This window comes from Cupriavidus sp. AU9028, assembly GCF_019795295.1.
Taxonomy (GTDB): domain Bacteria; phylum Pseudomonadota; class Gammaproteobacteria; order Burkholderiales; family Burkholderiaceae; genus Cupriavidus.
Window position 1 is genome coordinate 19549 of sequence record NZ_JAIMCG010000013.1, and the last position, 18556, is coordinate 38104.

Sequence of the window (18556 nt, forward strand, 5' to 3'; positions counted from 1 at the left end):
GCTGCCTGGTACTGCCGGTAGCCGCGGCGCGCATGCAGTGCCACGGCGGTCCGGCGCCTTGCGCCGGCCAGGCGCTATCGCGACAGCCAGCGGCTCCGGACCGGGTGGCGCGCTTCGCCGAGCTTCAGTTTGTACTCGGTCGCCGGCTCGCGCGCCAGCGTCACCGTCAGCGCATGCAGTTCGTCCCGGCGGAACACATGGCAGGAGACGGTATCCCCGGCACGATAGCGCGCCAGCAGCTTGTCCGCCTGTCCGGCACCGCCCGGCGTGACGCGCAGCCCGTCGATCGCCACCAGCAAGTCGCCGGCTGACAGCCCTGCGGCCTGCCCGGCGCCGCCGTCGAGCACCTGGGCGATGCGCACCCAGCCGTCCTCGGCCCGGGTCTTGATGCCCAGGGCGGCGGTGCGGCCCGGCTTGCGCGCCTGCGTCTCGATGCCGAAGCCGCGCAGCAGCGGCGCCAGCGGCAACTCGCCGGTGCCTTCGGTCCAGGCCCGCAACTGCGTGGACAGGCGCACACCGGCGATCTCGTCGACCAGCGCATGCACCTCGGCCTCGGTCACACCACGCTGGGCCGCGCCCGGCGCATAGAAATCGCGGCCGTAGCGGCGCCACAGTGCGCGCATCACGTCGTCCAGCGAACGCTTGCCCGCCGTGCGCGAGCGGATGGTCAGGTCCAGCGCCAGCGCGATCAGGGAGCCCTTGGCGTAGTAGCTGACGATGGCGTTCGGCGCGTTCTCGTCCTGGCGGTAGTACTTGGTCCAGGCATCGAACGAACTTTCCGCCACGCTCTGCTTGGTGCGGCCGCTGCCGCGCAGCACGCCGTTCCAGCTTTTTTCCAGCAGCGCGACGTACTGCGCTTCGTCGATGCAGCCGCTGCGCACCAGCATCAGGTCGTCGTAGTAGCTGGTGAAGCCCTCGAAGAGCCAAAGCAATGGCGTGTAGGTCTCGCTCTCCAGCCGATACGGCACGAACGCCGCCGGCTTGATGCGCTTGACGTTCCACGTATGGAAATACTCATGGCTGCACAGGCCGAGGAAGCCGCGATAGCCCTCGCTCATCTCGGCGTTGCCGCGTACCGGCAGATCGCCGCGCGCGCACATCAGCGCCGTGCTGGCGCGATGCTCCAGCCCGCCGTAGCCGTCGCTGGTCACCATCGTCATGAAGACATAGCGACGGTTGCTGTCCAGAAACGGCGCCTGCGCCGTGCGCGGCTCGAACAGCCGGATCTGCGCCTCGCAGATCTGCTTCAGGTCGCGGCAGATCCGCTCCATGTCGAGGTTCGGCACCCGGCCCGTGAACACCACGTCGTGCTGCGCGCCGCAGGCCTTGAAGGTGCCAAGGGCGAACTCGCCCATCTCCACCGGATGGTCGACCAGCTCGTCGTAGTCGTCGGCCTGATAGCGGCCGAAGCCGTAGCGCCGGGCGCCCAGCCGGCCCGGCGCCTCGCGCAGCGCGGTCGCCACGCGCCAATTGCGGTACGCCTCGCCCTGGGGCGGATGGATATCGACGATGCAGGGACGGTCCTGCCTGCCTTCGGCGGCAAGGAAGACCGAGGTGCCGTTGAAGAAGCCGTGCGTCGCGTCCAGATGCGCGGCCCGCACCGACAGGTCCCAGGCATAGACCTCGTAGGACAGCGTCAGCGGTCCCGAGCCCGGCTCCACCGGCGCCGCCTGCCAGGTGTGCTTGTCCAGCTTGACCAGCGCCACCGGCTCGCCAGCCGCGCCCTCGGTCGAGCGGCTTCGGCCCTTGCGAGGCGTACGGGCCTCGATCCGCACGATATGCCGCGCGAATTCGCGAATCATGTAGCTGCCGGGAATCCAGGCGGGCAGAGAGAAACGCTGACCGGCGGGATCGGGATCGTCCACGGTAACGGTGACCGCGAACAGATGTGCTTCAGGCTGAAGCGGGGCGATGGCGTAGTGGATCGGCTTCATGCCGGGATTGTATCGTCCCAGGCATGTGGAATCGTGGTGCGGGGAGCGCGGAGGGATTGGACGCGCTCGATTGCCCTCTCCCCCGGCCCCTCTCCCGCAAGCGGGCGAGGGGAGAACCCCCAGGGCCTAACGCAAGCTGCCGGTTTGCTCCCCTCTCCCGCCGCGCGGGAGAGGGGCCGGGGGAGAGGGCAGCGAGCGCCAGCCCCGGCACTGCCCCCCTAACCGTCAGCGACTCAGCGGTTCACATCCACCACCACCCGCCCTCGCACTCCTCCTTCCATGATCCGCTGCCCGGCTGCAATCGCGTCCCCAAGCCCGATCTCGCTCGTCAGCGCCGCCAGCCGGTCCGGCGCCAGATCCTGCGCCAGCCGCTGCCATGCCTGCTCCCGCCGTGCCATCGGCGCCATCACGCTATCGATGCCAAGGAGCGTCACGCCGCGCAGGATGAACGGCGCCATGTTCGCCGGAAAATCCATCCCCTGCGCCAGCCCGCAGGCGGTGATCAGTCCACCGTAGCGCACCTGTGCGCAGGCATTGACCAGCGTATGCGAGCCAACGGAATCGACCACCGCGGCAAAGCGTTCCTTCTGCAGCGGCTTGCCCGGCGAGGACAAGGTGTTGCGATCGATGATTTCCGCAGCGCCCAGCGCCTTCAGGAAATCCGCCTCCGCCGTCTTGCCAGTGGAGGCAACCACGCGGTAGCCCAGCTTGCCCAGCAGCGCGATGGCAACGGACCCCACGCCACCGGAGGCGCCAGTGACCAGCACCTCGCCGTCGTCGGGCGTCAGTCCCGCCCGCTCCAGCGCCAGAACCGACAGCATGGCGGTATAGCCGGCAGTGCCGATCGCCATGGCATCCCGCGTCGAAAAACCGTCCGGCAGCGCCACCAGCCAGTCGCCCTTCAGGCGTGCCCGCTGCGACAGGCAGCCCCAATGCGTCTCCCCAACGCCGTAGCCGTTCAGCACCACCTTGTCGCCCGCCTTCCAGCGCGGGTGCGACGACGCCAGCACGGTGCCGGCGCCATCGATGCCGGCCACCATCGGCCACTTGCGCACCACCGGCGCGCGGCCGGTGATGGCCAGCCCGTCCTTGTAGTTGACGGTCGAATACTCGACCGCGACGAGCACGTCGCCCTCGGCTGGCAACTGGTCCTCATCCAGATCGGCAACCTGCGCCTGCGTCGCGCCATCGTTCTGTGTCAACAACAAGGCCCGGAAGGTCATGCATGTCTCCTTTGATTGTGGTGTGCGGCAACTGGCGCGCAGCGGAGGGCGCGCAAGGTCGGATTGCGAACGAAGCTTGAACAACCAACCCGTCGTTCCCGCGAAAGCGGGAATCCAGCGTCTTGGCAGGCACTGGGTCCCCGCTTTCGCGTGGACGACTGCTTTACTTCTTCAGGCTGGCCAGCTTGCTCTCCAGCGTGGCCGCATCGGCCGCGCCCGGAATGCGGCTGCCGTCGGTGAAGAACACCGCCGGCGTGCCGGTCACGTTCAGGCTGCGGCCCAGCGCGACATTCTTCTCCAGCGGCGTCTTGCAGTTGGCGTTGCCCGACAGGGTCGACTTCGACAGCATCCAGTCGCGCCATGCCTTGGTGCGGTCCGACGCGCACCAGACCTGGCGCGACTTGACTTCCGAGTCCGGCGACAGCACCGGGTACAGGAAGGTGTACACGGTAATGTTGTCCATCTGCTCGAAGGTCTGCTCGATCCGCTTGCAGTAGCCGCAGTTCGGATCCGAGAACACCGCGATCTGCCGGCTGCCGTTGCCCTTGGTCCATTTGATCGCCTGCGACAGCGGCAGGTCCGACCATTTGATGCGGTTGATCTCGGCCAGCCGCTGTTCGGTCAGGCTGACGCCGCCCTGCGTATCGACCAGCTCGCCATTCAGGATGTAGCGCCCGCTCGCGTCGGCATAGACGAGCTGCCCGCCGATATTGACCTCGTACAGGCCGGCGATCGGGGTCTTTTCCACGCTTTTGACTTCCGCGCGCGCGCCGACCATCTTTTGCACCGACGACTTGATGCGCTCGGCCGCCGGGTCCGGCGCCGCGACAGCCGCGGTCACGGTGGCGAGCATCAGCGCGGCCAGCAGCGCGCGCAGGGGGCGGGAAGCGGACGAGTGGTGGGCCTTTGGAGCGGGCCGCCCCGGGATTTGCAGCATGGGTTCTCCGAAATTACGTTGATGCGCGGACGCCGGTCCACAAGGCGCGGACCCTGCGGGTCAGCCGAGCGCGCGCCCGATCAGGAAACGCTTGAGCATCGACTGCGCGCCCACGGCACGCAGTCCGGTATTGCGCACGAAGCGCGCAGCCGAGCCCTGCAGCGAAAAGAGCCGGTGCAGGCCATCGGTCGCTGCCGTCAACGACAGCAGATCCGCCGCTCGCGCGCGCTCGTAACGGCGCAGCAGGCGCAGGTCGCCCTCCTGGCGGAACGACTCTTTGGCGGCCATCACCCGGCCGAGTTCCGCAACGTCCCGCAGGCCCAGGTTCATACCCTGTCCCGCCAGCGGGTGCACCACGTGCGCCGCGTCGCCGACCAGCACCACATGCGGCTGCGCCATGCAATCGGCATGCTGCAGCATCAGCGGGAAACCCTGCGCCGGCGTGATGCAGCGCAGCCGACCGAACTGGCGGCCTACGGCGCCACTGGCCGCGTCCATCGCCGCTTGCGCAAGCGCCTGCGGATCGAGCGCCAGCAGATCGCGCCCGTGCGCCTCGTCTGCCGACCACACCATCGACACCAGATTGCCCGGCAGCGGCAGCATCGCCAGCACCTCACCGGTGCACGGCTCCTCGTCCGCCATCAGCTTGGCCGGCGTGCCCAGGAACCACTGCCATGCCGTGTCGTGGTGCGGCAGCTCCGTGGCGAAATTGGCGACCACGCCAAGCTGCCGGTAGCGGCGCGTGGTCACGCAGATATGGCTCTGGTGGCGGACCCACGAACGCGCCCCGTCCGCGCCGACCACGCAGTTCGCGCGCACGCGCGAGCCGTCCGCCAGCGTCAGCGTCACGCCCTCGGCGTCCCGCTCGAAGCCGGTCGCCGCCACCTCATGGCGGTGAACCTGCTGCTGGAAGCGCAACGCGGTGTCGAGCACGCGCTCGACGTGGCCCGATTCGACGATCCAGGCAAGCTGCGGCACCGCGGCCGCGTACGACGAAAAATGCAGATCGCCCTTGAGCCCCGCCGAGGGCGACGCGGCGGTGTCGTCGCCGAAAATCCGCATGTCGCGCACCGGCTGCACCCGGGCCGGGTCCAGCGCCTCCCAGATCCGCAGTTGCGACAGCAACTGCTGCGAGCTTACCGAGAAGGCATAGATGCGGCTGTCCCACTGGCCTTCGGGCTGGGGCGCCAGCGCGGCGCCGCCGGGGGCCAGCGCGCCATTGGCAGGCGGGGCGATCAGCGCCACCTGCATCCCCTGCTGGCCGAGCAGCAGCGCGCAGGTCTTTCCGACAATGCCGCCACCGACCACGGCGATCTGGTAGCGGGAGGGAGACGTCCGTGCGGACACAGTGGCTGGGGTCATGTGGCGATTATAGCCAGCGGGGGCGGCGCGGCCTTGATGTCGCACCGTGTGGCCGGCTTCCCTACTGCCCGCCGTGCCCGTTTCCGCGGCGTCGCCAGCTCCGGCAGCCGGCTGTCCATCCGCTAGAATACGTGCTTTGCTATCCAACGCCTGACACCATGAGCCTCAAATGCGGCATCGTCGGCCTGCCCAACGTCGGCAAGTCCACGCTGTTCAATGCCCTGACCAAGGCCGGCATCGCCGCCGAAAACTATCCGTTCTGCACCATCGAACCCAATGTGGGCGTCGTTGAAGTGCCGGATCCGAGGCTCAACGCGCTCGCCGAGATCGTGAAACCGGAGCGCGTGCTGCCGGCGACCGTCGAATTCGTCGATATCGCCGGGCTGGTCGCGGGCGCTTCCAAGGGCGAAGGCCTGGGCAACCAGTTCCTGGCCAATATCCGGGAAACGGACGCCATCACCCACGTGGTGCGCTGCTTCGAGGACCCGAACGTCATCCACGTCGCCGGCAAGGTAGACCCGCTGTCCGACATCGAGGTGATCAATACTGAACTCGCACTGGCCGACCTCGCCACCGTCGAAAAGGCGCTGGCCCGCTACGTCAAGCCGGCCCGCGCCGGTGACAAGGAAGCGCAGCGGCTGGTCAGCGTGCTGGAAAAGGCCCAGGGCGTGCTCGACCAGGCCAAGGCCGTCCGCACCCTCGACCTGGCGCCGGAAGAATGGGACGCGCTGCGCCCGTTCTGCCTGATCACCGCCAAGCCGACCATGTACGTTGCCAACGTGCGCGAGGACGGCTTCGAGAACAACCCGCATCTGGATGCGGTGCGCGCGTACGCCGAGCAGACCAAGTCGCCGGTTGTCGCCGTCTGCGCCGCCATCGAGGCCGAGATCGCCGACCTGGAAGACGAGGACAAGGCCGTGTTCCTGGCTGACCTGGGCATGGAAGAGCCGGGCCTGGACCGCGTGATTCGCGCCGGCTTCAAGCTGCTGGGGCTGCAAACGTATTTCACCGCTGGTGTGAAGGAAGTGCGCGCGTGGACCATTCACGTGGGCGACACCGCGCCGAAGGCCGCGGGCGTGATTCACACCGACTTCGAACGCGGCTTCATCCGCGCGCAGACGATCGCTTTCGAGGACTTTGTTGCCTTCAAGGGGGAACAGGGCGCGAAGGAAGCGGGCAAGATGCGCGCGGAGGGCAAGGAGTATGTGGTGAAGGATGGGGATGTGATGAACTTCTTGTTCAACGTTTGATCCTGTGGGTCGTCCGCAGACGCAGACGAGAGCAAGGGATGGCCGTCATCCCGAGCCAATACCGGTCATCCTGATCTCGCCCGGCGTTGTAGCGCATCAAAGTAGTAGCCCTCGCTTATCGCGACGTCTTTCGAGGGACGGACGGAGAGGCGGCACGCTGCGCCGGAGTAGCAACAGATCAAGCCGGCCGCTATGTCGGTATCCGAGGCAGCGCACGTCCCAAGGCCGTAACTGGACCCCTGAGCGTTTGAAGCATGGCCTCTGATCTTGTTCTCAACGACTACATCGATTGGCTCGAAGCGCTGAAGAACCGTATCAGTGCTGCTCGCAGCCGCGCGGCCTTGGCCGTCAATGCGGAACTCGTCCGGCTATACCACGAGATCGGGCGGGACATCCTCGAGCGGCAGACACGGCAACGCTGGGGATCGAAAGTCATTGAGCGGGTTGCGCGCGACCTTAAAGCCGCCTTCCCCGACATGAAAGGTTTTTCGGGCAGCAATCTGAAGTACATGCGCTACTTCGCAGAGCACTGCCCCGACGCCCGATTCGGTCAGCAGGCCGCTGACCAATTGCCCTGGTTCCACATCGTCACCCTGCTGACCAAACTCCCGCGAGAGCAGCGTGAGTGGTACGCAGTGGAAGCTGTAACGCACGGTTGGTCGCGTCTGGCGCTGGAGCGCCACATACAGAACCGGCTTCATGAGCGTCAGGGGGGAGCCATCAGCAATTTTCAGTTGCGGCTTCCTGCGCCGGATTCGGCGCTTGCCCACGAAACGCTGAAGGACCCGTACCTGTTCGACTTCCTCGGGCTCGCGGATGATGCTCACGAGCGGGACATCGAAAACGCCCTGATCCGCCATATCACTCGTTTCCTGCTGGAATTGGGCGCGGGTTTCGCCTTCGTTGGCCGCCAATTCCGGTTGGATGTGGGCGGCGACGAGTTTTTCATCGATTTGCTGTTCTATCACACGCGCCTGAAGTGCTATGTGGTCGTCGAGCTAAAAGCCGGCGCGTTCAAGCCCGAGCACATAGGCCAGTTGAACTTCTATCTGTCTGTCGTCGATGATCAGGTGCGAGCGCCAGACGATAAACCCACCATCGGGCTTCTGCTGTGCCGGAAACAGAACCGGCTCGTGGCCCAGTACGCGGTGAATGGGATAGACAAGCCCATAGGCGTCGCAGAGTTCCAGCTACTGCAGAACCTCCAGGAACCGCTGGCTCAAAACCTGCCGAGCATCGAAGAGATAGAAGCGGAGCTGGCCGGCGAGATGGACGAAGGCCGCGACCGGGGAGTCGCGCAGTAGGCTTCTTGCCCTGATGCTTGACGACGCCTCGCCGGCCGAGCGAGATGGCGTGGAGGCTGTCATGTGGCGCGAACCTTCCGGACGCGAACCAGTCGCTACAAGGGTGTGACAAACGAAGCCCGGAGAACCCTTTGCAATGGATTACCGACCACAGCCAGTTGATTTCCGCGCTCACCAGCGTCGGCACCCTGCTGGTCTGGGTCATTTACCTGCAGGTATTCGTTCATAGCTACCGACGGCAGTTGCGCGCGACCCTGCTGATCACGCGAGGACCGGGGGACGGGCTGGCCTCCAGCTGTTTCCTGACCAATATGAGCTCGGGGCCGGTCTACGTGTTGAGCGTGTTCGTCACGTTGGAAACGTCGGACGGCACCGTGGTCCGGTCGGCCACGAATATCCAGGACGCCGATAGCGAAGGGCTGTCGCGACCGCTGGAGCGGACCCGGCAGGGGCCACTGCAGCCGGGTGGCATCCGCGACATTGGCTCGTTCCAGCGGCTGATGGGGCATGCACTACAGGAGGCGGACAGCCGCTCCGAGCGCATCCAGGCAATTACCGTGGTGGTGCTTGGGACCTACGGCTCCGAAGATCTCCCGGTGGGCGCTCGTCGGCGCTTCCTGTTGACAAGGACCGAGGACCGGCTCGAACTGCACGCCTGCAAGGTGGATACCGAACAGGTACGCAAGCGCAGCGAGCGCCGCAAGCTGCTGGAAGATCTGCAACGCGATCAATAGGGCTTGTTGGAGCGAAGGTCAGTCCAGTTGGCCACCGGAGCCCTCCGCCCCCATCGGCTTTCCTTGTTCGTCCCGCATCCCCACCAGCAAGGCTTCCCCGCTGCCGCTGACACGGAACTCGCCATAGCGGGCCGCTTCATAGCGCTGGGCGTGGCCCTCCTGGAAAAACCAGGCATCGGTCGACACCTGTACCCTGCCGCCCGGCCAGCCGGCGTTCACGATCTGGAACCGCAGCAGCCGCTCCCCCTCGGCCAGCGGCTCGCCGCGATGCAGCCGCACGAACACCGCTTCGCCGTTCTGCTCCAGCCGCACCACCGCGATGCGTGGACTGTCACCGGGCGCGCCCTCGCCCTCCGCATGCAGAGCCTGAAGGATCGGCTCGCCGATGGCAAAGCGCAGCGCCATATAGTCGCCTTGCATCAGCGAGCGTGGATCGACCGGAGCCAGACGCAGCAGCATCGGTTGCCCGGTGGCGAGCAGACGCTCCTTCGAAACGATGCCGAAGCCGCCAACCGCGAGCGTGAGCAGCAGTGCCGCGGCGATCCATGCGCGCGTCCGGTTCATCGCGCCTGCTCCAGCTTGCCCTCGGGCAGCACCGCACCACGCCGAACCAGCCAGCGCCAGCCGGCCAGCACCATGACGCCCGCGGCAACCAGCGTTGCCGACTTGGCGGCCAGCGTCCAGTGCAGCGCGCTGTAGTACCAGAGAAAGCCGGCGCCGATGCTGGGCAGGGCATAGGCCAGCCAGGCGACCGAGGACCGTCGCAAGGCCATCGCGAAGGCGAGTACGCCGGCCAGTACGCCCGGGGCGCCGGCAAGCAACGCCGCTCCCGCCGTCACAAGCAGCGTCATGCCGATTCGCTGACCGCGCGGCAGCCGCAGGCGGGCCGCCTCGATCCAGCAAAATCCGGCGAGCACCAGCGCCAGTGCGCAGCCGCCGATCCAGAGCGCCGGCCCGATATCGCCGTGCGGCTCGAGCGGGCCACGCAACGGATGACCGATGCCGGTCAGCAGCAGCCCGGCCACCAGGCCGGAGAGCAGCAGCGCGTCGGCGCCGGGCTCAAGTCGCGGCTGGCGGCCCTGCCGAGCCAAGCGGGCTTCGACACGGCAGAACATCGCGCAGAGCACGCAGGTCAAGGGCGACATCAGCGCCAACGCCCATGCCGCGCCCTGCCAGCGGTCGGGCTCGCCTCGCGCGATTGCCACGGCCAGCGCCAGGGTGATGCCCCCGCATGCCGCCATTGCGCAAAGCAGCCGGTGCAGCCGGTCGGTCACCAGCAGATACAAGGCCGCTTCCACCAAGGCCAGTCCGATCCAGAACACCACGCTTTCGACGGCCTCGTCGCCGCCAAGGAGATCGGCCGCGGCATAGACGGCAAGCGCCTGTCCTATCATGCTGGTCGCCAGCGCAAACGCCTGTATGCCGGGGCGCTGCCGGCCGCGCCGATACAGCACCGTCGCGATTGCGATCAGCACCACGCCGCAGCCGAGCATGACGCCCGGGCTCTCCCGCAGCGCGACAAAGACGGTGCCGAGCAGAAACACCTGGAAGAACAGGCCGCCGAGCCAGCCCGCTGCGCCCGTGAGCATGCGGATCGCCCACGGCGGTCCCGACGGCGGTTGGTTGGAGGTGCCGCCCCTGGAGGTGCGGACAGCGTGCCACGCGCGGGTGACGGCCGCCGCGATCGGATCGCGATGCTTCTGCCGATCCGGCACGTCGCCCTGCACCGCCCGCTGCGCCACCACCATCCGCTTCAGCCAGCTGGCCGCCGCAGCCGCCAGCATCACCGTCAGTACGCCGAGCAGCAGGAAGATCTCCGAGCCCGTATTGGCTTCGGCCATCAGCCGGCCGACCGCCGCGACGATCAAGGTGATGACGGCCAATGCGGACACGCTCGGTACGAAGAGGTCCGCCCCGCGCGAGCGGAACCACCATGCCAGCAGCAGCGGCGCTGCCAGGGAAAGGGAAAGGAAGAGGGCAAGCGCGGGCAGATCCGCATCTGTCGCGAAGAGGGTATGCAGGCCGAGCCAGATTGCATGGACGCAGACGAGCACGGCCAGCATGCGAGGACCGGTCTGCCCGCGCAGACCCAGCTGCGGGCAGCGCGCCTGCAGCAGCAGCCAGGTAACCAGTTGTCCAACGGTTGCCGCCAGCAGGATGAGCGCAGCCCGCTTGCCACCGGGCACGCCAAACAGCAGCTCCGGCGGCGTGTCGGCGCCCAGCCGCACGCCGAACCAGCGCAGCAGCGCAAGGTTGACCAGCACCACCACCATCCACCAGTGCGGGGCGGCCCCGGCCGCCATCGCCCATGGCACGGACAGCGCCGCCCACACTGCGAACAGTTGCCAGGGGTCGGCCCCGGTCTGATAAACCTGCCCGATCACCGCGAGCAACGCACCGGTCATCAATTGGGCCCCCCACAGCGCGGCCTGCACGACAAGATCTGGGCTGGACCGTTGCCAGGCCACGCCCGCCAGCACGGCGAGCAGCGCGGCGACCAGCGCAAAGCGGGCGAAACGGTGCATCGCCTGCCAGTTGAAGGCAAGGAAGACGATCACGCCGGCAGCCAGCAGCGCGACGCCCAGGATCAGCAGCGCGCGTACGAGCCAGCGGTGCCAATGCGCCGGGGCGGGTTCGGTGGCATCCCACAGGGGCGCCACGGCCTCCTCTGTCGCGCGGCCTTCGGCGCGCCAGCCGGCCAGCGCGTGTCGCACGGCATCGTCGGCGCGGAAGTCGATGGCAAAATGACGCAGCGGCATGACGGCGCGAAGTGTGAATTCGAATGGATGTTGAAGGCGCCCCGGGTGGACGCTCGCGCACTGTAGCAAACCCGGGCGGCATCGCACCATGCGCGCCGTCTCAAAATCGTCCCGGAGCCGGACGACAGCCCGCGGGCAGCGCCATCGCGTATGCTGGCGCCTTCGCCAACCCGCCAGTCCGGCGCCGCAGCGCCGTTACCGATCATGACCCTGGGCATCCTCGCCGCGATGCATGATGAAGTGGACGACCTGATTGCCGCGATGCGGCATCAGGACGCGCGCGCGACGGTGCGCCGGATCGGCATGCGCGACTATTACGCGGGCGAACTCTACGGCCAGCCCTGCGTGCTGGTGCTGGCGCGCATCGGCAAGGTCGCCGCGGCCGCCACGACCGTCACCCTGATTCGCGAATTTGGCGTGACCGAGATCGTCTTCACCGGCCTGGCCGGCGGCGTCGGCGCCGATGTCCGGGTCGGAGACGTCGTGGTCGCCGGCTCGTCCCTGCAGCATGACCTCGATGCACGGCCGCTCTTCCCTCGCCACGAGGTGCCGCTGCTCGGCCATGCCGACTTTGCCGCCGACCCCGAGCTGACCGAAGCGCTGCACCGTGCGTCCGACCGCTTCCTGTCGCAGGACCTCGAGCGAGCCGTGCCGGCGCAGGTACGACATCGTTTCGCCGTCGACGCTCCGCGGCTGCACCAGGGGCTGATCGCCAGCGGCGACCAGTTCATCAACGCGCCGATGACCGTGGCGGAATTGCGCGAGCGGCTGCCGCAGCTGCTCGCGGTGGAAATGGAGGGCGCCGCCGTGGCGCAGGTCTGCCACGAATACGGCGTGCCGTATGGATTGGTGCGAACGGTGTCCGACCGGGCGGACGATACCGCCCATGTGGACTTCCCGGCGTTTCTCGCCGAGGTGGCAAGCCGGTATTCTGAGGGCATATTGCGGCGCTTTCTCGAGGACCGAGCGCGCCAGTCGCGATGAGCGGCAGCGGCGAACCTTCAGCGGCCCGCACGCACTCTGCCGACAATGCCACCGACACCGGCCAGCAATGCGGCGCAGAGGATCGACGCGACCCAGCCCATCATCTTCCCATCCGTGAAGACGCCGAAGGCGCGCCCAAGGTAGAACCCGCCCAGCGCGCCGACGCCGCCCAGCAGCAGCGCCATGGCCAGGCTCGGCACGCGGCCAGCCGGATGCAATGCTCTGGAGGCGGCTCCGACTGCCAGCCCTACCACGAACGTTCCGAGCATCGCGCTTTCGCTCCCTCTCCGCTCTCTTTTCTGATCGACCGATGCCGCATGCGGCACTTCGCCCTTCCCCGACCGATTCCCCGCCACGGGCGACGGGGCGTCGGCGGCCGATACCATAGCCCAAAAGTGGATGGTCCGGCCATAGGAAGGAGAGACAGGCGGTCCAGAGTGTGGCGCGCGCCCCAACGCAAGGATCGCGCCCGGGCGGTATAATCTCGTTCGCTGCCAGCGGCGCAATCCACGGCGGGCAGCGCGCCTGGCCGCGCAAGCGCAGGCGCTCCGGTTCCGGCCCGGAAGGTCGAACCGAAGAACGTCCCCATCATGCAACTGCTCGCCATCGGCATCAATCACACCACGGCGCCCGTCTCGCTGCGAGAACGGGTGGCGTTTCCGCTGGAGCAGGTCAAGCCTGCCCTGGCCGGATTGCGTGCGCATCTGGCCGGGTCGCGCGGGACGGAAGCCGCGATCCTGTCGACCTGCAACCGGACCGAAATCTACTGCGCCACCGATCTGGTGCTGTCCGGCTCCGAGGGCTTCGAGCACACGCTGCGCTGGCTCGCGCAGCATCACAACATCCCGGCTGGCGAACTCGCGCCGCACCTGTACGCGTTGCCGCAGTCCGAGGCCGTGCGCCACGCCTTCCGCGTCGCCAGCGGCCTCGATTCGATGGTGCTGGGCGAAACCCAGATCCTGGGCCAGATGAAGGACGCGGTGCGCACCGCCGGCGAAGCCGGCGCGCTCGGCACCTACCTGAACCAGCTTTTCCAGCGCACCTTCGCCGTCGCCAAGGAAGTGCGGGGCCAGACCGAGATCGGCGCGCATTCGGTATCGATGGCCGCCGCCGCCGTACGCCTGGGCCAGCGCATCTTCGAGAGCATCGCCGATCAGCGCGTGCTGTTCATCGGCGCCGGCGAGATGATCGAGCTGTGCGCCACGCACTTCGCCGCGCAGAGCCCGCGCCAGATGGTGGTGGCCAACCGCACCATCGAGCGCGGCGAGAAGCTCGCCGAGCAACTGGCCGCGCAAGGCCTGCAGACCGAGGCGATCCGGCTGGCGGACCTTAATTCCCGGCTGCACGAGTTCGACATCGTGGTGTCGTCGACGGCCAGCTCGCTGCCCATCATCGGGCTGGGCGCCGTGGAGCGGGCTGTCAAGCAGCGCAAGCACCGGCCGATCATGATGGTCGACCTGGCCGTGCCGCGCGATGTGGAGCCCGAAGTCGCGCGCCTGGACGACGTCTTTCTCTATACCGTCGATGACCTCGGCGCGATCGTGCGCGAGGGCAACGCGATGCGCCAGGCCGCGGTCGCGCAGGCCGAGGCCATCATCGAGACGCGGGTGCAGCATTTCATGCACTGGCTCGAAACGCGCAGCGTGGTGCCGGTGATCCGCGACCTGCAGGCCAGCGGCGAGGCCATGCGCCTGGCCGAGCTGGAGCGCGCGCGCAAGATGCTGGCGCGCGGCGACGATCCGGAAGCGGTACTCGAAGCGCTGTCCGGCGCCTTGACGCGCAAATTTCTGCATGGTCCGACCCACGCGCTGAACCACACCCAGGGCGAGGACCGCGAAGCCCTGCTGCGGCTGGTGCCGGCGATGTTCCGGCACAGCAGCCACTCCGAACGCTAGCGAACCGCGCGGCGCGGCGGCCCATCCCGTGCCGCCTTGCGCCGCGCCGCTGCGCCCACCCGCCGGCGCCCAGCCTTTCCGCCTTGCCTCCCGTCATACGCCGCTGGCCGCCTCGTCCGGCCCGGCTTTCCAACCGCGAATTCCGATGAAAGCCAGCATGCTTGCCAAGCTCGACCAACTGGCCGAGCGACTCGATGAAGTCAATGCCCTGCTCGCCCGCGAGGATGCGACCGCGGACATGGACCAGTACCGCAAGCTCACCCGCGAGCATGCCGAGTTGTCTCCGGTAGCGGAGCAGTACGGCCGCTACCGGCAGGCCCAGGAGGATCTGGCGACGGCGCAGGCGCTGCTCGACGATCCGGAAATGAAGGCCTTCGCCGCCGACGAGATCGGCGCGGCCCAGCAGCAGCTGACCGAGCTGGAGGCGAGCCTGCAGACGCTGCTGCTGCCGCGCGACCCCAACGACGAGCGCAACCTGATCCTCGAAATCCGCGCCGGCACCGGCGGTGAGGAAAGCGCGCTGTTCGCCGCCGATCTGCTGCGCATGTACACCCGCTACGCCGAACGGCAGCGCTGGCAGGTCGAGGTCATGAGCGAGTCGCCGTCGGACCTGGGCGGCTACAAGGAGGTGATCGTACGGATTGCCGGCGCGGCTGCCTTCTCGCGCCTGAAGTTCGAAAGCGGCGGCCACCGCGTGCAGCGGGTCCCCGCCACCGAAGCGCAGGGCCGCATCCACACCTCGGCGTGCACAGTCGCGGTAATGCCGGAAGCCGACGAACTCACCGAGATCGAGATCAACCCGTCCGACCTGCGCGTCGATACCTTCCGCGCGTCAGGCGCGGGCGGCCAGCACATCAACAAGACCGACTCCGCGGTGCGGCTGACCCATCTTCCCACCGGCATCGTGGTCGAATGCCAGGACGACCGCAGCCAGCATCGCAACAAGGACAAGGCGATGAAGGTGCTGGCGGCTCGCCTGAAGGACATGCAGCTGCGCGCGGCGCAGGCGAAGGAAGCGACCACGCGGCGCAACCTGATCGGCTCGGGCGACCGCAGCGACCGCATCCGTACCTACAACTTCCCGCAAGGCCGGGTCACCGATCACCGCATCAACCTGACGCTGTACAAGATCGACATGATCATGGACGGCGATCTGGAGGAACTGATCGGCGCGCTGTCGGCCGAGCACCAGGCGGACCAGCTGGCGGCGCTGGGCGACGACAGCTGAACGGGAAACCGACTGGCGGAGGCGCGGGCAAAATGCCGCCGCGGTTATTTTCGGCGGTGTCCGCATTCCTCTTACAAAATCGGGCTATCGCATGTAAATGCATGCAACAGCAGTAGCCGGTCCCTGCGAGACGGATATAATCGGCCGCAGCCCGAGACGCCGAAAAGCGCCCTTGCGCCGGCCCGGTGGCGAGGCATGCCGCTCATCCATCGCGCCGATTTCGCCGCATTTTGTGGTGGCGCAATAATGGTGGCAGCGGATATCGGGCCGCGCTCAGAACGTCAATATCAAGGCCGGCGCCAATCCAGCGATCTCCGATTATTCCATTCGACCTGAGGAGCGAAACGATGAAGAAACTGCTCGCCATGCTGATGTTGACGGTTGCCATGACGGCCTGCAGCAAGAAGGAAGAAGCCCCTGAAACCAGCGCCGACAAGGCGATGGACCAGGCGGCAGAATCCGCCAGGGCCGCGGCCAGCGATGCCGCGGCTGCCGCCCGCTCGGCAGCGAGCGCCGCCAAGGACGCGGCGGGCAATGTCGCCGCCGATGTTGGCGACGCTGCGTCCCGTACCAAGGACAAGGCCGTCGAGGCATACGGCGAAGCGAAGGACGCTACGCGCAACGCCGTCGATGACGCCCGCACCAAGGACGAGACCACCGCTGCCAGCGACGCCAACGCCAGGTAATTTCGCGTCCTGCCCGGCCAGGATGCAGTACCCTGTCCGCACCCGAACCGCCCCGCCCGGCCCGTGCCTCGCGGGGCGGTTTTCCAATGCATCCGCATGACCCAGCATCCTGTCAATCCACCTGCCCTGCCCGACTCCGATCCGCTCGCCGGCAACCCGACCCTGACCGTGCGCGACGCCCTGCGATGGGTGGCCGGCGCCGGGCTGCCGGTCCTCGAGGCGAGGATGCTGGTGGGTCTGGTCACCGGGTTGACGCGCACGCAGCTGATTACTCGCGACGCCGATGTGCTGGACCACGGCCAGCAGCAACGGCTGACGGACCTCGTCCGCCGGCGCCTGGCGGGCGAGCCAATGGCCTACCTGACCGGCGAGCGCGAGTTCTATGGGCGACCGTTCCGCGTCGGTCCCGGCGTGCTGATTCCGCGGCCCGATACGGAAGTGGTGGTGCAGCGGGCGCTGGCTTGCCTCGAAGGCCGCCACGCGCCGCGCGTGCTGGACCTGGGCACGGGCTCGGGCATCCTCGCCATCACGCTGGCGTGCGAGCGGCCGGATGCCCTGGTCTGGGCAACCGACATCTCCCCGGCCGCGCTGGAGATCGCCCGCGAGAACGCCGGACAGCTGGGCGCGCAGGTGTCGTTCCTGCTGTCGGACTGGTATGGCGCCGTGCCGGCGCAGCGCTTCGATCTGATCGTCAGCAACCCGCCCTATATCGCCGCCGGCGACCCGCATCTGGGCCAGGGCGACCTGCGCTTCGAACCGGTCGATGCGCTGACGGACCATGCCGATGGCCTGACCGACCTGCGCACCATCGCCGCGGGCGCCTTGTCCCGCCTGGAGGCCGGAGGATGGCTGCTGCTGGAGCACGGCCACGACCAGGGCGCGGCGGCGCGCGAGCTGCTTGCGACGGCCGGCTTCGAGGCGGTCTTCACCGAGCGCGATCTGGGCGACAACGAGCGCTGCACCGGCGGGCGGGCGCCGGCTGAAGCCCCACGGGCGCTGTCCTGAAGCGGCGGGCCGATTCCGGTAAAATCACCGCATTCTCCGGCGCGGCTTCCGACCAGGCTGCGCTCGCCCTTTCTCGATGCCGCCCGGCGCCGTGCGATGCCCGGCCCAGGCGGCACCTCAACGTTATCCGGAATACAAGAACCATGAGCGACGTCCAGCAAAAGATCGACCAGATCGTCAAGGGCCATCCCGTCGTGCTGTTCATGAAGGGAACCGCGCAGTTCCCGATGTGCGGCTTCTCGGGCCGCGCCATCCAGATCCTCAAGGCGTGCGGCGTCGATGCGCCGACCACCGTCAATGTGCTGGAAGACGACGGCATCCGCCAGGGCATCAAGGAATACGCCAACTGGCCGACCATCCCGCAGCTCTATGTCAACGGCGAATTCGTCGGCGGCTCGGACATCATGATGGAGATGTACCAGAGCGGCGAACTGCAGACCCTGCTCAAGAGCTGATCCGGGTCCGGCCCTGACCGCTCCCGCTCCTCTGCCGTGGCTGCTTCGACCGTGAACGCGCCGGCCTCCCCGCGCCGGGTGATCGTCGCGATTACCGGCGCCACTGGCGCGATCTACGGCGTGCGGCTGGCGCAGGTGCTGCGCGCCGCGCCCGGGGTCGAAACGCATCTGCTGGTCTCGCCGGCCGGCATGATGAACGTCCAGCATGAACTCGGCCTGGGCAAGGCCGACACCGAGGCGCTCGGCGACGTCGTGCACAACGTGCGCGATATCGGCGCCACCATCGCGAGCGGATCGTTCCGCGCCGAAGCGATGGTGGTGGCGCCCTGCTCGATGCGCACCCTTGCCGCTGTCGCCAACGGCCTGTCGGACAACCTGATCACGCGCGCGGCGGATGTCATCCTCAAGGAGCGGCGTCGGCTGGTGCTGATGGTGCGCGAGACGCCGCTGAACCTGGCGCATTTGCGCAATATGACGGCCGTTACCGAGATGGGCGGCATCGTCTTTCCACCGGTGCCCGGTTTCTATCAGAAGCCGGCCACCATCGCGGAACTGGTCGACCACACGGTCGGGCGGGTGCTCGATCTGATCGACGTGCCGCAAACCCTGGCGCCGAGCTGGGCGGGATTGAACGGGCAGGTTTGATTGCGGGCGTGCTGCATCGGCGCCGGAATGCCCTCTCCCCGGCTCTCTCCCGCAAGCGGGAGAGGGGGAACACCGAAGGAATCCGGGTGCGTTGCCGGTTCGCGCCCCTTGCCTCTCGCGAGAAAGGGGAACACCGACGAGACTCAAGCGCTGCC

The 18556-nt window shown here is 67.7% G+C and carries 17 protein-coding genes; 10 read left to right on the forward strand and 7 right to left on the reverse strand.

The genetic code is table 11. From position 1 onward, the window contains the following. Positions 1 to 74: 74 nt before the first annotated feature. From K6V06_RS14755 to K6V06_RS14770, 4 genes are all read right to left on the reverse strand, one after another. Positions 75 to 1934, reverse strand: a complete 1860-nt coding sequence (locus K6V06_RS14755) for a M61 family metallopeptidase (RefSeq protein ID WP_222244629.1) — start codon at positions 1932 to 1934, stop codon at positions 75 to 77. Between the two features lie 233 nt (positions 1935 to 2167). Further along, complete coding sequence (locus K6V06_RS14760; protein WP_222244631.1) at positions 2168 to 3157, reverse strand: MDR family oxidoreductase; 990 nt, start codon at positions 3155 to 3157, stop codon at positions 2168 to 2170. A 163-nt stretch (positions 3158 to 3320) separates the two neighbouring features. Further along, positions 3321 to 4010 carry a DsbC family protein gene (locus K6V06_RS14765; protein ID WP_222244783.1) on the reverse strand — a complete coding sequence of 230 codons (690 nt, stop codon included), beginning with the start codon at positions 4008 to 4010 and terminating at the stop codon, positions 3321 to 3323. Between the two features lie 144 nt (positions 4011 to 4154). Next, positions 4155 to 5456: a UbiH/UbiF family hydroxylase gene (locus K6V06_RS14770; RefSeq protein ID WP_222244633.1), complete on the reverse strand. Its 1302-nt coding sequence runs from the start codon at positions 5454 to 5456 to the stop codon at positions 4155 to 4157. Between the two features lie 158 nt (positions 5457 to 5614). Here K6V06_RS14770 and ychF point away from each other — a divergent pair, with 158 nt between their 5' ends. The 3 genes from ychF (at position 5615) to K6V06_RS14785 (ending at position 8744) form a co-directional block, all read left to right on the forward strand. Further along, positions 5615 to 6706, forward strand: coding sequence for a redox-regulated ATPase YchF (ychF, locus tag K6V06_RS14775; RefSeq protein WP_222244635.1), 1092 nt, complete (start codon positions 5615 to 5617; stop codon positions 6704 to 6706). A 254-nt stretch (positions 6707 to 6960) separates the two neighbouring features. Next, positions 6961 to 8010 (forward strand): YhcG family protein, encoded by a 1050-nt coding sequence (locus K6V06_RS14780; RefSeq protein ID WP_222244637.1) that lies wholly within the window; start codon positions 6961 to 6963, stop codon positions 8008 to 8010. Positions 8011 to 8141: 131 nt separating this feature from the next. After that, positions 8142 to 8744, forward strand: coding sequence for a hypothetical protein (locus tag K6V06_RS14785; protein WP_222244639.1), 603 nt, complete (start codon positions 8142 to 8144; stop codon positions 8742 to 8744). An 18-nt stretch (positions 8745 to 8762) separates the two neighbouring features. Here the strand turns inward: K6V06_RS14785 and K6V06_RS14790 are convergent, their stop codons facing one another. Beyond that, positions 8763 to 9308, reverse strand: coding sequence for a GDYXXLXY domain-containing protein (locus tag K6V06_RS14790; RefSeq protein WP_222244641.1), 546 nt, complete (start codon positions 9306 to 9308; stop codon positions 8763 to 8765). Further along, on the reverse strand, positions 9305 to 11503 hold the full coding sequence (locus tag K6V06_RS20880) for a DUF4401 domain-containing protein (RefSeq protein ID WP_222244643.1): 2199 nt from the start codon (positions 11501 to 11503) through the stop codon (positions 9305 to 9307). Before K6V06_RS20880 ends, K6V06_RS14790 begins: the two co-directional genes overlap by 4 nt. A 204-nt stretch (positions 11504 to 11707) precedes the next feature. Between K6V06_RS20880 and K6V06_RS14800 the strand changes: the two genes are divergently transcribed. After that, positions 11708 to 12487 carry a 5'-methylthioadenosine/adenosylhomocysteine nucleosidase gene (locus K6V06_RS14800; RefSeq protein ID WP_222244645.1) on the forward strand — a complete coding sequence of 260 codons (780 nt, stop codon included), beginning with the start codon at positions 11708 to 11710 and terminating at the stop codon, positions 12485 to 12487. Between the two features lie 17 nt (positions 12488 to 12504). On the opposite strand, the gene K6V06_RS14805 is transcribed toward K6V06_RS14800, so the two are convergent. Then, a complete protein-coding gene (locus tag K6V06_RS14805) occupies positions 12505 to 12672 on the reverse strand; it encodes a hypothetical protein (protein ID WP_255581864.1) in 168 nt (55 codons plus the stop codon). 405 nt (positions 12673 to 13077) lie between these two features. Between K6V06_RS14805 and hemA the strand changes: the two genes are divergently transcribed. The 6 genes from hemA (at position 13078) to K6V06_RS14835 (ending at position 18401) form a co-directional block, all read left to right on the forward strand. Continuing rightward, the gene (gene hemA, locus K6V06_RS14810; protein WP_222244649.1) at positions 13078 to 14382 is read left to right on the forward strand and encodes a glutamyl-tRNA reductase; all 1305 of its coding nucleotides are present in this window, start codon (positions 13078 to 13080) and stop codon (positions 14380 to 14382) included. A gap of 145 nt (positions 14383 to 14527) precedes the next feature. Then, positions 14528 to 15610 (forward strand): peptide chain release factor 1, encoded by a 1083-nt coding sequence (gene prfA / locus K6V06_RS14815; RefSeq protein ID WP_222244651.1) that lies wholly within the window; start codon positions 14528 to 14530, stop codon positions 15608 to 15610. A gap of 347 nt (positions 15611 to 15957) precedes the next feature. After that, positions 15958 to 16296 carry a hypothetical protein gene (locus K6V06_RS14820; RefSeq protein WP_222244654.1) on the forward strand — a complete coding sequence of 113 codons (339 nt, stop codon included), beginning with the start codon at positions 15958 to 15960 and terminating at the stop codon, positions 16294 to 16296. A 96-nt stretch (positions 16297 to 16392) separates the two neighbouring features. Beyond that, positions 16393 to 17301, forward strand: coding sequence for a peptide chain release factor N(5)-glutamine methyltransferase (prmC, locus tag K6V06_RS14825; RefSeq protein WP_222244655.1), 909 nt, complete (start codon positions 16393 to 16395; stop codon positions 17299 to 17301). Positions 17302 to 17444: 143 nt separating this feature from the next. Further along, positions 17445 to 17756 carry a Grx4 family monothiol glutaredoxin gene (grxD, locus tag K6V06_RS14830; protein ID WP_222244657.1) on the forward strand — a complete coding sequence of 104 codons (312 nt, stop codon included), beginning with the start codon at positions 17445 to 17447 and terminating at the stop codon, positions 17754 to 17756. Between the two features lie 36 nt (positions 17757 to 17792). Beyond that, positions 17793 to 18401 carry a UbiX family flavin prenyltransferase gene (locus tag K6V06_RS14835; RefSeq protein WP_370637474.1) on the forward strand — a complete coding sequence of 203 codons (609 nt, stop codon included), beginning with the start codon at positions 17793 to 17795 and terminating at the stop codon, positions 18399 to 18401. Positions 18402 to 18556 lie beyond the last annotated feature (155 nt).

What these genes read in the sequence shown, in the direction of transcription:
- K6V06_RS14770 (WP_222244633.1), bottom strand. Translation starts at nt 5,456, where the DNA reads ATGACCCCAGCCACTGTGTCCGCACGGACGTCTCCCTCCCGCTACCAG.
- K6V06_RS14765 (WP_222244783.1), bottom strand. Translation starts at nt 4,010, where the DNA reads ATGCTCGCCACCGTGACCGCGGCTGTCGCGGCGCCGGACCCGGCGGCC.
- ychF (WP_222244635.1), top strand. Translation starts at nt 5,615, where the DNA reads ATGAGCCTCAAATGCGGCATCGTCGGCCTGCCCAACGTCGGCAAGTCC.
- prfA (WP_222244651.1), top strand. Translation starts at nt 14,528, where the DNA reads ATGAAAGCCAGCATGCTTGCCAAGCTCGACCAACTGGCCGAGCGACTC.
- K6V06_RS20880 (WP_222244643.1), bottom strand. Translation starts at nt 11,503, where the DNA reads ATGCCGCTGCGTCATTTTGCCATCGACTTCCGCGCCGACGATGCCGTG.
- prmC (WP_222244655.1), top strand. Translation starts at nt 16,393, where the DNA reads ATGACCCAGCATCCTGTCAATCCACCTGCCCTGCCCGACTCCGATCCG.
- K6V06_RS14790 (WP_222244641.1), bottom strand. Translation starts at nt 9,308, where the DNA reads ATGAACCGGACGCGCGCATGGATCGCCGCGGCACTGCTGCTCACGCTC.
- K6V06_RS14805 (WP_255581864.1), bottom strand. Translation starts at nt 12,672, where the DNA reads ATGGCGCTGCTGCTGGGCGGCGTCGGCGCGCTGGGCGGGTTCTACCTT.
- K6V06_RS14800 (WP_222244645.1), top strand. Translation starts at nt 11,708, where the DNA reads ATGACCCTGGGCATCCTCGCCGCGATGCATGATGAAGTGGACGACCTG.
- grxD (WP_222244657.1), top strand. Translation starts at nt 17,445, where the DNA reads ATGAGCGACGTCCAGCAAAAGATCGACCAGATCGTCAAGGGCCATCCC.
- hemA (WP_222244649.1), top strand. Translation starts at nt 13,078, where the DNA reads ATGCAACTGCTCGCCATCGGCATCAATCACACCACGGCGCCCGTCTCG.
- K6V06_RS14755 (WP_222244629.1), bottom strand. Translation starts at nt 1,934, where the DNA reads ATGAAGCCGATCCACTACGCCATCGCCCCGCTTCAGCCTGAAGCACAT.
- K6V06_RS14760 (WP_222244631.1), bottom strand. Translation starts at nt 3,157, where the DNA reads ATGACCTTCCGGGCCTTGTTGTTGACACAGAACGATGGCGCGACGCAG.
- K6V06_RS14820 (WP_222244654.1), top strand. Translation starts at nt 15,958, where the DNA reads ATGAAGAAACTGCTCGCCATGCTGATGTTGACGGTTGCCATGACGGCC.
- K6V06_RS14780 (WP_222244637.1), top strand. Translation starts at nt 6,961, where the DNA reads ATGGCCTCTGATCTTGTTCTCAACGACTACATCGATTGGCTCGAAGCG.